The sequence below is a fragment of the Acinetobacter sp. PFS20 genome (genome assembly GCF_052261015.1).
Taxonomy (GTDB): Bacteria; Pseudomonadota; Gammaproteobacteria; order Pseudomonadales; family Moraxellaceae; genus Acinetobacter.
The window spans coordinates 1,145,545-1,158,616 of the sequence record NZ_JBPVZE010000001.1; the positions used below are offsets into that span (position 1 = coordinate 1,145,545).

Below are 13,072 nucleotides of genomic sequence, written 5' to 3' on the forward strand. Positions count from 1 at the left end.
TTTATTAAAACAGGTAGTAGGAGTAGGGCCATGAAAAAAACAATAGGATTAGTTTCTGCTTTAATGTTGTCTACGCTTATGATTACGGGTTGTCAAAATATGAGTCCGTCTGACCAGCGTATTGGTGCAGCAGCAGCAGGTGGAGCACTAGGTGGTGGCTTAGGTAACCATGTAGGCGGTGGTGTTGGTGCAGGCTTAGGTGCAGCAGTAGGTGCTGGTGTTGGTTCAAATAGCCAAGGCGGTAGTAAACAAACCACGACTAAGAGTGCGATCGGAGCTGGTATCGGTTCTGTGGTAGGTAAAGCAATATTGGGTGGTGACTCTGGTGCTGCAATTGGCGGTGCGATAGGTGGTGGTGCTGGTGCAGCGATTGAAGAAAAAAGATAACACAGTATTGATTGAATAAAATAAGCGCTTTTTAGCGCTTATTTTCATTGTGGGAAAGGTTTTGCTTTTTTACGTCGGATATAAAGCGTTTTTTTAACTTCAGCAATTCTTACCCCCGATTCATCAAAAATATTTAGATGATAAGTTCTTAAAACAGGGTCATAGTTTTCAGCAAGCTCACGTATTTGCTCAATCTCAGCTAAATCTACTCGAATGTCTGCATGTACCGTACTTCGACCCGGGGAAAGAAAATTAATTTCAGCAGCTTTATCCCAAACAATATATTTTGATCCGAGATGATGCAGCAGAATCATCATGTAAAATGGATCAACCATTGAATAAAGACTACCTCCAAAGTGTGTTCCGACCAAATTTTGGTTTTTCCAGGTCAGAGGCATTTTCACACGTACATGGCAAAGTTCTAAATTCATGATTTCAATATAAATCCCTGCACCACGATAAGGTGGGTAGTGATTAAATAGAAATTTTGAAATCGTAGGATTGTTCTGAAGTCTTCTTAAAATAGCCATAATAGTCAATTTTTTTTATTGAAACAGTATTCATACTAGATAAGTATCATCTTTTTTATATTGATGGCAATGCTCTATCCGACTAACGACATGATCGATTGAAAAACAAGATAGGAAATGATTATGCAGCCAAAAGTTCATACAGTAACAACAAGTGACCAACAAACGCTTTGTGCCAAAACATGGGGCGACGAAAAAAATACACCGTTGGTTTTAGTACATGGTTATCCTGATAATCAAGAAGTATGGGAATCAATCATTGAAAATTTAATCAATGACTTTTACATTGTCACCTATGATGTACGTGGGGCGGGTTTGTCGTCTATACCAAAACGTATACGTGATTACCGTTTAGAGCGGTTATCTCTAGATTTACAAGAAGTAGTTGATGAATTATTACCAAATCGTCAATTCCATATGGCTGCACACGATTGGGGTTCAATTCAATCTTGGGAGTCGGTAACTGAGCCTAAATTTAAAGGGCGGTTATTATCATATACAACCATTTCTGGGCCATGTCTTGATCATGCAGCTTTATTTTTGCGTGATAAATTTAAATCTTCACCAGCTCAGATCCTAAAAATATTAACCAAATCTTGGTATATCGGTGCATTCCATCTTCCTTTGTTAGCACCAACAGTATGGTCTCTTTTTAGCCCTGAAAAATGGGGGAAAGTCCTGACTCAGCTGGAGAGAAAAAGTAATTTACCTTTAAATAATAATATTAATGCAGATGGTAAATATGGCATTAATTTATATCGGGCAAATTTTATTCCTCGTTTAACTGGCCCTCGTCAGCGTTATGCTCAATGTCCAGTTAAAGCCGTTATTTTAAAATATGACACTTTTGTGAGCCCTGAATATATTACTGAGGCTATGCCAAAGTGGGTAGAAAATTTTGAATATGTAGAGCTTGAAGCAAATCACTGGGCAATTCTAAGTGAGCCGGCAAAAATTGCGGATCATATTCGTCAGTTTATTAAGGCCCAAGCTTAATCATTGAGTGACTGCATAAAACTGTTAATTAGGCGATATTTTCGGCTTCATAGGTCTGAATCTGATAGAATGTCGCCTTTTGTTTTGCTCTGAATTTATTCATGAATGCTGTTGTTATTGCGATTGCAGTGATGTTTTTATTATCACTGGCGCGCGTTTCTGTCGTACTGACTTTAGTGGTTTCTGCCATTGTAGGTGGCCTCGTAGCAGGTTTAAGCCTTTCTCAAACCGTTGATGCTTTTAACGCTGGTCTTGGTGATGGTGCTGAAGTTGCACTTGCCTATGCTGTGTTAGGGGCATTCGCTCTGGCACTTTCAAAATCTGGTTTACCTGATTTACTTGCCCATAAACTGATTGGTTTGTTGGGAATGGAAGCTGGAAAAAGCCGCGAAACGAAAGTGAAATATCTACTGTTAGGTATTTTACTCATCGCTGCTATTTTCTCTCAGAACCTTATTCCGGTTCATATCGCCTTTATTCCCGTACTCGTTCCGCCATTATTACGGGTAATGAACCATTTAAAGTTAGATCGTCGAGCAGCAGCCTGTGTTCTTACGCTAGGTTTAGTCGGAACTTATATTTTTCTTCCGGTTGGATTTGGTGCAATTTTCCTTGAACAAATTTTGATGGGGAATATCAACAAAGTTGGCGCAGCGTATGGCTTACATGTCGAGCGTGGCATGATGTCAATTGGCATGGCTATTCCTGTTTTGGGAATGGTTTTAGGTACCTTGGTTGCTGTATTTATTAGCTACCGTAAACCAAGAATTTATGCTGATCGTGCTATTACACCAACTACAACGATTGATTTAGATAAACCTCTTCGTGCAACAGCGCAAGATGAAACAGCTGACTTAAAAGCAGATGCAGAAGAGTTAAAGCATGAGGCAGAGCAAGCGCCCGTAATTGCAAAGAAAACGATCTATATGGCATTGCTTGCAATTGGCTTGACACTCGCTGCACAGCTCTATTCAGGCTCAATGATTTTGGGTGGTTTAGTCGGTTTTGCTGTTCTATCTACTGCCGGAATTTTTAAATGGCAAGATGCAGATGATGTCTTTGTACAAGGCATGCGAATGATGGCCTTGGTAGGTTTCATTATGATTTCTGCTGCGGGCTTTGCATCGGTCATGACGCATACTGGGGATATCAATCAACTAGTAAAAGGTGTGGTTGATATTATTGGAGACAATCGAGCACTTGCAGCTTTCTTAATGCTTTGTATTGGTTTATTTGTCACGATTGGTATTGGTTCATCTTTCTCAAGTGTACCTGTATTAGCCGTTATTTATGTGCCTTTATGCGTACAGTTCGGGTTTTCACCATTAGCGACGATTGCCCTTATTGGGACAGCAGCAGCATTAGGTGATGCAGGCTCACCAGCCTCTGATTCAACTTTAGGGCCAACAGCTGGTTTAGGTGTGGATGGGCAACATGACCATATATGGGATACGGTTGTACCTACATTTATTCATTTTAATATCCCTCTACTCATTTTTGGCTGGATTGCTGCAATGGTTTTATAGATTTTTTATAAAATATTAAATTATTAACCTTCTTAATGATGATCTTTAGATTTAAATTAAGAAGGTTTTTTATTGATTAAATAAAAGATGTATTTAAAATAAATTATATTAAAATACTCAGGATTGAAAAGTATATTAAAATAGTTGGTAATATAAAATAATCTTGATTAATAAAGTTGGAATAAAAACCAATTAAAATAGTTGGTTAATATATAATTTTATTTAAAACAGTTATTTAAAAATAAATGATAAATTAATTTTATAATGTGTATTGCATGATTTTAAAATACATGTTTATTATAAATATAAATAAGTTTGGAGATATTAAAGTGTTCAAAAAAGCTTTGGTTATTGCATTAATGGGGATGTCTTCTTTTACTTTTGCTGGTAACTGGCAAGTAAAATTTGGTGGTAGTGTTATTGCACCATCAGAAGATACAACAACACCTTTAGGCGTGGTAAAAGCAGACCATGAATATGCTTTTACGCCATCAGTTGAATATTTTTTTGGACAATCTCCATTTTCAGCAGAATTGTTATTAGCAGCGCCAGTTAACCATGATGTGTTGCTAAATGGAAATAAGGTAGCGCGTATTAAACAGTTACCACCAACCATTACAGCAAAATATCATTTTAAAAACTCAACTCGTTTCACACCATATATTGGTGTTGGTGCTACAGCATTTATTCCTTGGGATGAACAAGGGGCTGCTGTAAAAGTTAAAGAAGATTTTGGTGTAGCAGGGCAAGTTGGTTTTAATTTCCAACCTGCAGATGCTAAAGATTGGGGTGTATTTGTAGATGTCCGTTATATGGATATTAGCCCTGAAGTAACAATTGATCCATCAGTTGCTAACTATAAATTTGATTTAGATATTAATCCGTTTGTTTACACTTTAGGTTATAGCTATAAATTTTAAGCATAATAATAAATAGAAAAAATATAATAATAAACCTAGACTCAGGCACCTCACATATATTTTATGTGAGGTTTTTTTATGGATTTTATTTGCACTAAAAAAAGCATAAAACAGACAGTTTTATACATATCTTATGCAATTTTTTTTCTAAACTAATTTCTATTCATTACAAAACATGGGAATAAAATCATGAACAAAAAATTAGCGATGTGTTTGGCTGTTTTTAGTGGTATCGCTTTTACACAGAGCTTGCAAGCTGCAAGTTTCTCATGTGATGCTGCAAAAACCAAAACGGAAAAAAGTATTTGTAAAAACCGCTCTTTAAATGATGCAGATGTGAAAATGGCAACAACCTATCAAATTGTTCTACATGCATTGCCGATGGGTGGACGTGATAGTCAGAAAGATGCTCAATACCAATGGCTGAAAAAAAGAAATGCTTGTGCGGCTGGGGTAAGTTGTCTTAGCAAAGCTTACCAACAACGACAACAGCAGTTGGACTCTATCTTGCAAGATAGAGTGTTAAGCCATGGTCCATTTTAATTAGAGTAAAAATTTTTAATATTCAGGATTGAAAAATTCTAGAAGTACTCCATTCATAAAGCATTCGAGAACAAACAGACTTCAAAATTTAAGGAGTGATTTATGAGTGAACAAGCATCACAAAATTATAGTTTCCAAGCGGAAGTTGCACAGCTTTTACATTTAGTGACGCATTCTCTCTATTCTAACCCTGAGATTTTCTTACGCGAGCTGATCTCTAATGCATCAGATGCATGTGATAAGTTGCGTTTTGAAGGAATTAATCATCCTGAATATTATGAAAATGATCCAGATTTACATGTACGAGTTATTTTAAATAAAGAAGATAAAACTTTAACCATTTCTGATAATGGTATTGGTTTAAGCGAACAAGAAGCAATTGATAACTTAGGTACGATTGCAAAATCGGGTACTAAAGATTTCATGTCAAAATTGACTGGCGATCAAAAAGCAGATGCTCAGTTGATTGGTCAATTTGGTGTTGGATTTTACTCAGGTTTTATTGTTGCTGATAAAATTACCGTGGAATCACGCCGTGCGGGTCTAGATGCATCTGAAGGGGTGCGTTGGATTAGCGGTGGTACAGGCGAGTTTGAAGTTCAACAAATTGATAAGGCTTCACGTGGTACCGACATTATTCTTCACTTGCGTGATGACGCGCTTGATTATTTAGAATCTTATAAAGTTAAGCAGATCGTTAATAAATACTCTGACCACATTAGTTTGCCAATTGAAATGCAAAAAGAAGTTTGGCAAGAAGAAGAGGTTGCTGAAGGTGAGGAGCCTAAAGGCGGCCAAATGGTCAAAACTGGCGAGTGGGAAGCAATTAACTCAGCCAGCGCTTTATGGACACGTAGCAAGAGCGAAGTGACTGAAGAGCAGTACGTTGAGTTCTATAAAAACTTAACGCATGACTTTGAAGCACCACTGGCTTGGGCGCATAACCGTGTTGAAGGTAGTACTGAATATACGCAGCTACTTTATATTCCAAGTAAAGCGCCACATGACATTTTTACTCGTGAAGCAAAAGCGGGCATTAAGCTCTATGTAAAACGTGTCTTTATTATGGATGATGCGGATAACTTAATTCCAAATTATCTACGTTTTGTTCAAGGTGTCGTGGATAGTGCGGATTTACCGCTTAATGTCAGCCGTGAGTTGTTGCAAGAAAGCCGTGATGTCAAAACAATTCGTGAAGGTAATGCACGCCGTGTATTAACTGTACTTGATGGCTTGGCCAAATCGGAAGATGAAAAAGACCAAGAAAAATTCAAGATATTCTACAGTGAGTTTGGTTCAGTACTTAAAGAAGGCTTGGGTGAAGACTTTGGTAACCGCGAACGTATTTTAAAATTATTACGTTATGCGACATCGACAAATGATGAAGTGACGACTTCTTTTGCCGATTATAAGGCACGCATGAAAGAGGGCCAAAAAGCCATCTATTATGTGACTGCTGATAGCTTAGCGGCAGCGAAAAACTCACCACAGCTAGAGTTGTTCAAGAAAAAAGGCATTGAAGTATTATTAATGGCAGAGCGTGTTGACGAATGGGCAATGAACTTTGTTCAAGAGTTTGACGGTACACCATTAAAGAATGTCTCTAAAGGTGCGGTTGATTTAGGTGACTTGCAAGATGCTGAAGAGAAAAAAGCACTTGAGCAAGCCGCTGAACAGTTCAAACCTGTTGTTGAGAAACTAAGTGACTCATTGAAAGCTAAAACTAAAGAAGTACGTGTAACTACGCGTCTAGTTGATTCTCCTGCATGTTTAGTAACAAGCGAAGGTGAGTTATCGCCTCAACTCATCCGGATGCTAAAACAAGCGGGACAAGAAGTACCTGAAATCAAACCAATCTTAGAAATTAACCCTGAGCATCCTTTAGTGAAAAAACTTGAAGGTTCAGAGCAGTTTGATGACTTGGCAAACGTGATTTTCGATCAGGCTGTTATTGCTGAAGGTGGTTTACCTGAAGATCCAGCAGCTTATGTGAAGCGTATTAATAGCTTATTGCTGAAGTAATTCAGCGTAAAAAAAGCCTCTGAACTTTCAGGGGCTTTTTTTGTGGATAAAGAAAGAGTTATCCACAATTTGATAATTTTTGATTAAAAATTAGCTTCAAGATTCATTCGAACGCTGAGCTGATGTTTCGAATCATCATCAATATGGTTAAAAAAGTTAAGGTCATTTTGCATAAAAAGCCAATCTCGCCACACAGGCTGGCGCCATGAAATATAAGGCCCCCAACTATTTAGTCGAATGTCATTTTTGGTATATACGCCACCACTATACACACCATAAGTAAGATGATTATCCTTTAAAAATTGATACTGCTGGAAAGTCCAATTTCCCCAACTATAATCTTCATTTTCACTCTTATTCACATTAAATTTATTAGCGAAAAGAGTGTTATCTTGCATTTTCTGCGTTAAGTTTAGCGTTGTCTCGGTGTAGTTCCGGCTAGTAGAACCGTAGCGAAATACCTGTTCGGTATCCAAACTAATGTTATGTCTTAAATTCCATTTTTTCTTTGCCAAAAATTGTACATAAACATCGTTTTCTGAGTTTGAACCTAAATCAAGATTATTTTCAAAAGGCATCCAAGTTGAAATGGTCGCCCAGCTTGCACTCAGTGGATTAGTTGTCGAAACCTGAGCTGAAGAGTTCTTCTTCTTTTTCTTACCAAAGGCCTTATAAGTTTGTTCAGGCTGAGTCACTCGTCTCCACAATGTATCATTTCCAAATACAGCCATTAGTTCTTGAATTAAGGCGACATCGGGTAAGCCATTATTTGTCTCTATTTCACAAGGAGAGATTGAAAATGGCAAAGATTGTCTGTTTGATTTGCTGAATTGGTTCAATGAGTAGGAATGTCTTCTTGAACGTTGGTGCTTTAAAGAATTATAAAAAAATTGAGTGTGCGGAAGTAAAGCCAATACGCCCAGACTATAAATACAAACTAAGGCAGCCGATCTGTATTGAAATGAAAAAGGAGAGAATTGATTCATCGTTCAAAATAATAAAGAATCAAAAATTAGAATAATATTTTAAGAGGCCAAGCTTAAATTTTTATTTAAAAGTATTTTATTATTCATCACCTTGGATGGGTTCCAAGGTGATGTTTGGCAGCTTAAAAAAGAGCTTCTAAGCGCAAGAATGTACTGACGAAATGGTTGCGATCTTCACGGTGATCATTAAAGTAATTTACATCTCCTTGAACAAAGAACCATTCACGTAAAACAGGTTGGCGCCACGAAACAAATGGTCCCCAACTGTTTAAGCGTAAGTCATTGTCGTTGTAATAACCGCCTGTGTAAATACCATAGTTAAAACGGTTGTTTGCAAAGAAACTATGTTCACGGAAAACCCTGTTTTCCCAACTTAGATCATCATCTTGGTCATCAGCATAGGTCAGGCTGAACTGATTCGATAAGATGGGTTGGTTTGGTCTGGCATGGGTCAGTTCAAGATTGGTACGTAAGTAGTTTTCACTGTCTATGCCGTAACGATAAATTTGTTCAGCATAAAACTTAAAATCATTACGGAGTTGCCAATCTCTTGATGCTTTTAAACGAACATAAATATCGTCTCCAGAACGAATACCTAAGTCAGCATCTGTTTCAAAAGGCAATTTTTTCGAGAAATTTGACCAACGTAAAGCAATCGAGCTGTTGTCATCTCGCGTTTGTTTACCATTTAGCTTCTTATTGGAGTCTTGATTTGGGTTTTGGTTAATATTGGCCGGGCTGTTATTAAATTCATTATCGAGAGAGTCATCACCAAACACCACGCTGAGCCGTTTTTCTAGCGTTGGTAATTTAATCTTGCCTCGTATTCTGGGCTTAATTTCAAAATTATCATATTCATTCCAATAGTTATCGACCATTACGCGAATGGTTGCAGTAGCAGGTTTCTGTGGATCGACTTCTCCAAACCAGTTATCAATTTTTTCAGAAGTACGATCGGCCCAATTACGAATTTTCTTTTGCTTACGGTCAACCCACGTTTGATCTTCTGTTTGTTCGGTAGGAGGAACAATAGGTTGACTAGACTGCTCTGGAAAAATGGTTGGGGTCGCATCTACCCAACGGGGTATCTGATCTAACAGATTTTCATCTGTTGTAGCTTCGGTTTGAACTCCAGATGACAAACCTTCTACTTGTTGGTTTTGAGAGGAAGAGGTTGTTTCTGCATGAGCAATGCATACCGAACCGAATCCAAGAGTTAAAAGTGCAAAAAGCTGCCGATAAGGCATTACATGAAATGTTTTCATATCTATCTTTATGTTTTGTTGTTGTTTCCACTTTTGTTGATTTTTCTAATAAAATCAAGAGGACGACACAAAAGTTAAGTAAATTTAACTTTTTTTACATATTTGAAATAAATGAAAAAGTTTATGCTAGTAGCGATTATTTTTAACCAAAAAAAATCCCCCAATTAAGGGGGACGATAGATCAAGGAAACTTCAAATTCCGATCATTAAACACATAAAAAACAGAACATTACAGCGCGAATATTCTAAGAAGCAATCATAAACTGATTTTAAACAATTAGATAGTTCTTTTTTTAGAACGCTCTATTGCTAAAATGGTGATAAAACATACGATTTCATCACATTTTCAATTGTGTTGATTTATTTCTGTGGAATATCACATGATTCATCATTACAAACAGCAGCATCATCTTGCTCGACTGCTTCAGCATTTGCTTTAAGTTGTGCTTGCTCTAAGACTTTTAAAAAGACGTCACGTGGTTGAGCACCAGCGAGAGCAATTCTTTGATCAAATACAAAGAATGGCACACCCGTAACATTTAACTGCTCTTTAGCAATCTTTTCGTCATGACGAACAAAGTCAGATAGCTCATTGGTATCTAATACAAATTCAACTTCCGCATTATCAAGACCAATACGAGAAGCAATTTCTTCTACAACCTCACGTTCACCAATTGCCAGACCTTCGGTCATATAAGCATGGAAAAAAGCTTCTTTTGCTTGGTTGCCTAAGCCTTTGCTTTGCGCAAGGTGAATAATACGGTGTGCATTGAAACTATTGCCAGAATTCGCTTTTTGCCATTGGAAATCAATACCTTCAGAGGCAGCCATGGCAGCAATATTGCGCTCCATTTCTTCCATCTCTTCATAGGTACGGCCATATTTTTTAGCTAAACGTTCTGTATTTGATGTGTCATGTTTTGCTGGCGCATCAGGATCTAATTCAAAACTATGCCAGTGAATTTCAAGCTCAATACCTGCTTCCGCAGCTACATGTTCAAGGCGTTTTTTGCCGATATAACAAAAAGGGCAAACTACATCAGACCAGACATCAACACGCATGGGAGAATCTCATAAATTTTAATTACCCATCATAATAAGGATGATGCACAAGGATTTAAAGCTTTGAGTAGCGAATACAGTGTTGCGTATTGTGAAATAAATGGCATATAAAGAAGAATAAGCTCTATTTTATAACTATAAAGAGCAAAACTATAAGAAGGGAAATAGGAGGTGTGTATGCGCCGAGTTTTGATTGCGATAGCAAGTTTGATTGTTATCACAAGCATTGTTTTTTTCACCTATCAACATATCAAACAGCAGCAGGCCAAAGACAGTAGTCAAATGTTTGATGTGGTCATGACTGAAAAAATGAATCAGCTTTATGAACAAGCACAAGACTGGTCTAAACCCGTCGAGCTTAATATTCACGATAAACGTTTGGCAGGACACTATAAGCAAATTTCAGAATTTCTTTTAATTTATTGGATTCAAAATATTAATGCACGAAATGCATATTTAAGAGAGTTAAAGGCGGCAAAATGGGATACTTTTTTAAATGTTGACCGTTTAGATCTTGATAAAAAGCAAAAGTTTGTAGAAACCGAAAAGATGCTAGCTGATGTCCGTATGGCTTCAGATAAATATCAAACTGAATATGAAAAAATTCATAAAACTTTCTTAGCAAAGGTTCAAGAATTATCTGTTGATGCAGAGATGAGACAACTCCTTGAAATGAAATTAGGAACTCAGCAAAAAGCTGATCAAGATCATGCAATTTTTATGATTGAGCTACAAATTTTAGATAAAGCAGAAGAAATGTTTAAGCTTCTAAAAAATTATGAATGGCAGAAGAAAGATCAGATGATTCTTTTTCATGAAAATGCTCAGGTCAAAAAGTTTAATGGGCTTTACCAAGATGTTCTAAAACTAAATGCAAAAATTGAAAAAATTAAGAAAAAGAATGTAGCTGCACTCGAAGGAGATTTAAAAGAATAAGCGTAGCATGAGCATCAAAAATTATGGTTTGGTGCTCTCGGCTTTTCCTTTAGTTAAAAAAGATTGTAATAAACTTTGAGAAGTTTGTAGTTTGTTTAATTGTTCAGCCACATGCATGAGTTCAGTTTGCAGTTTTTCTTGAACCACTGAGCACAGCGTAAATACGCGTTCATCTAAATCAAAACAAGGCAGCAAGGCTTGAATGTCTTTTAAGTGCATGCCCGCATCATTTAATATTTTAATTTTCTTAATATTTTCAATATCTTTTTGTGTGTAGCTTCGATAGTTATTACTTGCTCGATGAGGATGTATAAGTCCTAAACTTTCGTAATAACGCAGCATACGCGGGCTAACTTTCGTGAGTTCGGCAACTTTGGCAAGGTTCATAAAATGGGGTTGACCTTAACAGTGGTGTCATAGTTTAGCATGTTTGTATATTTCAAAATGGTACTTGTTCCATGATCAGAAAACTCATTTTATTGGTGTTATTCGGATTAATGTCATTTGTTGCAAATGCCAAAACACTTGAACTTCAGGAGAAGAACATGCGTCAAATATTTGTGCTCCATGGTTACTCTGCTTCTATAGATGATCACTGGTTTTTAGATTTAAAACATCAAATAGAAGACGAATATACAACGGTTACCTTAATCCCATTTCCAGATTCTGAGCATCCAGATGTGGATGCTTGGCAGAAGGTTTTAGATCAACAGATCCCTAAGGTGGATGAGAATACCTATTTTGTTGCGCACAGTTTAGGGGTGATTACGTTACTGCACTTTTTGCAAAGACATGATTACCAGAATATTGGTGGAATGATTTTAGTATCTGGATTTTCTGGCCCAATTTCAGACTTTTCTCCACTCGATGCCTATATAACAAAAAGCAAAGTCGATACGAACTACTTTAAGGACATAAAGAAAAAGCTGGTGTATTTATCTGATAATGATGATTTGGTTCCGCCAAAACTGACGATTCAATTGGCGAAAGAAATTGATGCGCCGTACATTACGGTTCCTAATGGTGGGCACTTTTTGGGTAGAGAAGGTTATACGAAATTTCCGCAATTAGTTGATTCTTTAAAAGAGATGTTAAATGATTAATAAAAATCCCCGCTTAAGACGGGGCTTTTTAATCTTTACTGAAAGTTTGTAATTTTTATTCGTAGTCTATTAAGGTTGGTAAATGATACCCATGACTTTCGCAGGTAAAGCGATAATATCGAAAGTTAAGGTAAACGGAAGCAGTGGTAAATTTGCTAGCTTCTCCTTAGTGGATAAGGGCACTTTTCCGCTCTTATCGTGAAGATATTGGATTTTAACGTGATATGGCTTAGATAAAGGGGTTATTGTTTTAAGATTGTTTACAGCAGGATAAACAGTTCCTTCAAGATTTAAATCAAATTTATGTGATTCTAATTTCTTTGCACAGCCACATGGAACTACACCATATTGTTTAAATAAAGCTGATTCTTTCTCGTTCAATTTTCCATTAGGTGGGGTGTAAGAAAATCTAATATGTCCGTAAAAATGGTTACTATTTGAAGCTGGGGCATTAAAGTCTAACTCATTACTTATTTGAATATATTGTGGATTTAGCTGGCTAATTAATTTAATGAAATCGTTACCACCTTTATTAATGACATAACTATATTTTTTTCCTGCGATAACAATACTATCTTCAGGTTCATTGGGTAAGGATATGGATGGTTTACCGAATGAGATTACATCATCTTCAACTAAAGTGATCCATTGATGGCCTGAGTCATATTTTGTAAAAAGCTCTCGTGTATTTTCACCAATAATTCGATTACTCGCACAACCAGTGAGAAAGAAACTGACTAGTAAACAGCTCATGATAATGTTCTGATTTAATATTTTAAAGTTCATTATTTCTTTT

Annotated in this window: 14 protein-coding genes; 8 read left to right on the plus strand and 6 right to left on the minus strand. The window is 36.8% G+C overall.

All coding sequences use genetic code 11. The features are described 5' to 3' along the window. Nucleotides 1–30 precede the first annotated feature (30 nt). The gene (locus ACS125_RS05455) at nucleotides 31–387 is read left to right on the plus strand and encodes a hypothetical protein (protein WP_004795095.1); all 357 of its coding nucleotides are present in this window, start codon (nucleotides 31–33) and stop codon (nucleotides 385–387) included. Between the two features lie 44 nt (nucleotides 388–431). Here ACS125_RS05455 and ACS125_RS05460 read toward each other — a convergent pair whose 3' ends face one another. After that, nucleotides 432–917, minus strand: coding sequence for a DUF4442 domain-containing protein (locus ACS125_RS05460; RefSeq protein WP_005301740.1), 486 nt, complete (start codon nucleotides 915–917; stop codon nucleotides 432–434). Between the two features lie 117 nt (nucleotides 918–1,034). Between ACS125_RS05460 and ACS125_RS05465 the strand changes: the two genes are divergently transcribed. The 5 genes from ACS125_RS05465 to htpG all read left to right on the plus strand — a co-directional run bounded on the left by ACS125_RS05465 (nucleotide 1,035) and on the right by htpG (nucleotide 6,924). Next, entirely contained in the window at nucleotides 1,035–1,913 is an 879-nt protein-coding gene (locus ACS125_RS05465) for an alpha/beta fold hydrolase (protein ID WP_107880609.1), read from the plus strand. A gap of 101 nt (nucleotides 1,914–2,014) precedes the next feature. Next, nucleotides 2,015–3,439, plus strand: coding sequence for a Na+/H+ antiporter family protein (locus tag ACS125_RS05470; protein ID WP_312824180.1), 1,425 nt, complete (start codon nucleotides 2,015–2,017; stop codon nucleotides 3,437–3,439). Nucleotides 3,440–3,768: 329 nt separating this feature from the next. Next, entirely contained in the window at nucleotides 3,769–4,359 is a 591-nt protein-coding gene (locus ACS125_RS05475) for an OmpW/AlkL family protein (RefSeq protein WP_443270964.1), read from the plus strand. 189 nt (nucleotides 4,360–4,548) lie between these two features. Then, nucleotides 4,549–4,902, plus strand: a complete 354-nt coding sequence (locus tag ACS125_RS05480) for a lysozyme inhibitor LprI family protein (protein WP_174730281.1) — start codon at nucleotides 4,549–4,551, stop codon at nucleotides 4,900–4,902. Nucleotides 4,903–5,004: 102 nt separating this feature from the next. Further along, nucleotides 5,005–6,924, plus strand: a complete 1,920-nt coding sequence (gene htpG / locus ACS125_RS05485) for a molecular chaperone HtpG (RefSeq protein ID WP_443270966.1) — start codon at nucleotides 5,005–5,007, stop codon at nucleotides 6,922–6,924. An 83-nt stretch (nucleotides 6,925–7,007) separates the two neighbouring features. On the opposite strand, the gene ACS125_RS05490 is transcribed toward htpG, so the two are convergent. From ACS125_RS05490 to ACS125_RS05500, 3 genes are all read right to left on the minus strand, one after another. Beyond that, the gene (locus ACS125_RS05490; RefSeq protein WP_443270968.1) at nucleotides 7,008–7,910 is read right to left on the minus strand and encodes a selenocysteine synthase; all 903 of its coding nucleotides are present in this window, start codon (nucleotides 7,908–7,910) and stop codon (nucleotides 7,008–7,010) included. 122 nt (nucleotides 7,911–8,032) lie between these two features. Next, a complete protein-coding gene (locus tag ACS125_RS05495) occupies nucleotides 8,033–9,175 on the minus strand; it encodes a hypothetical protein (protein WP_443270970.1) in 1,143 nt (380 codons plus the stop codon). Nucleotides 9,176–9,535: 360 nt separating this feature from the next. Then, nucleotides 9,536–10,237, minus strand: a complete 702-nt coding sequence (locus ACS125_RS05500; protein WP_004795074.1) for a DsbA family oxidoreductase — start codon at nucleotides 10,235–10,237, stop codon at nucleotides 9,536–9,538. 177 nt (nucleotides 10,238–10,414) lie between these two features. Between ACS125_RS05500 and ACS125_RS05505 the strand changes: the two genes are divergently transcribed. Continuing rightward, a complete protein-coding gene (locus ACS125_RS05505; protein WP_443270972.1) occupies nucleotides 10,415–11,173 on the plus strand; it encodes a hypothetical protein in 759 nt (252 codons plus the stop codon). A 21-nt stretch (nucleotides 11,174–11,194) separates the two neighbouring features. Here the strand turns inward: ACS125_RS05505 and ACS125_RS05510 are convergent, their stop codons facing one another. Further along, nucleotides 11,195–11,560 carry a MerR family transcriptional regulator gene (locus tag ACS125_RS05510; RefSeq protein WP_443270974.1) on the minus strand — a complete coding sequence of 122 codons (366 nt, stop codon included), beginning with the start codon at nucleotides 11,558–11,560 and terminating at the stop codon, nucleotides 11,195–11,197. A gap of 71 nt (nucleotides 11,561–11,631) precedes the next feature. On the opposite strand from ACS125_RS05510, the gene ACS125_RS05515 reads away from it, so the two are divergent. Then, entirely contained in the window at nucleotides 11,632–12,276 is a 645-nt protein-coding gene (locus ACS125_RS05515; RefSeq protein ID WP_443270976.1) for an RBBP9/YdeN family alpha/beta hydrolase, read from the plus strand. Nucleotides 12,277–12,345: 69 nt separating this feature from the next. On the opposite strand, the gene ACS125_RS05520 is transcribed toward ACS125_RS05515, so the two are convergent. Then, on the minus strand, nucleotides 12,346–13,062 hold the full coding sequence (locus tag ACS125_RS05520; RefSeq protein ID WP_174730305.1) for a hypothetical protein: 717 nt from the start codon (nucleotides 13,060–13,062) through the stop codon (nucleotides 12,346–12,348). Between the last annotated feature and the right edge of the window lie 10 nt (nucleotides 13,063–13,072).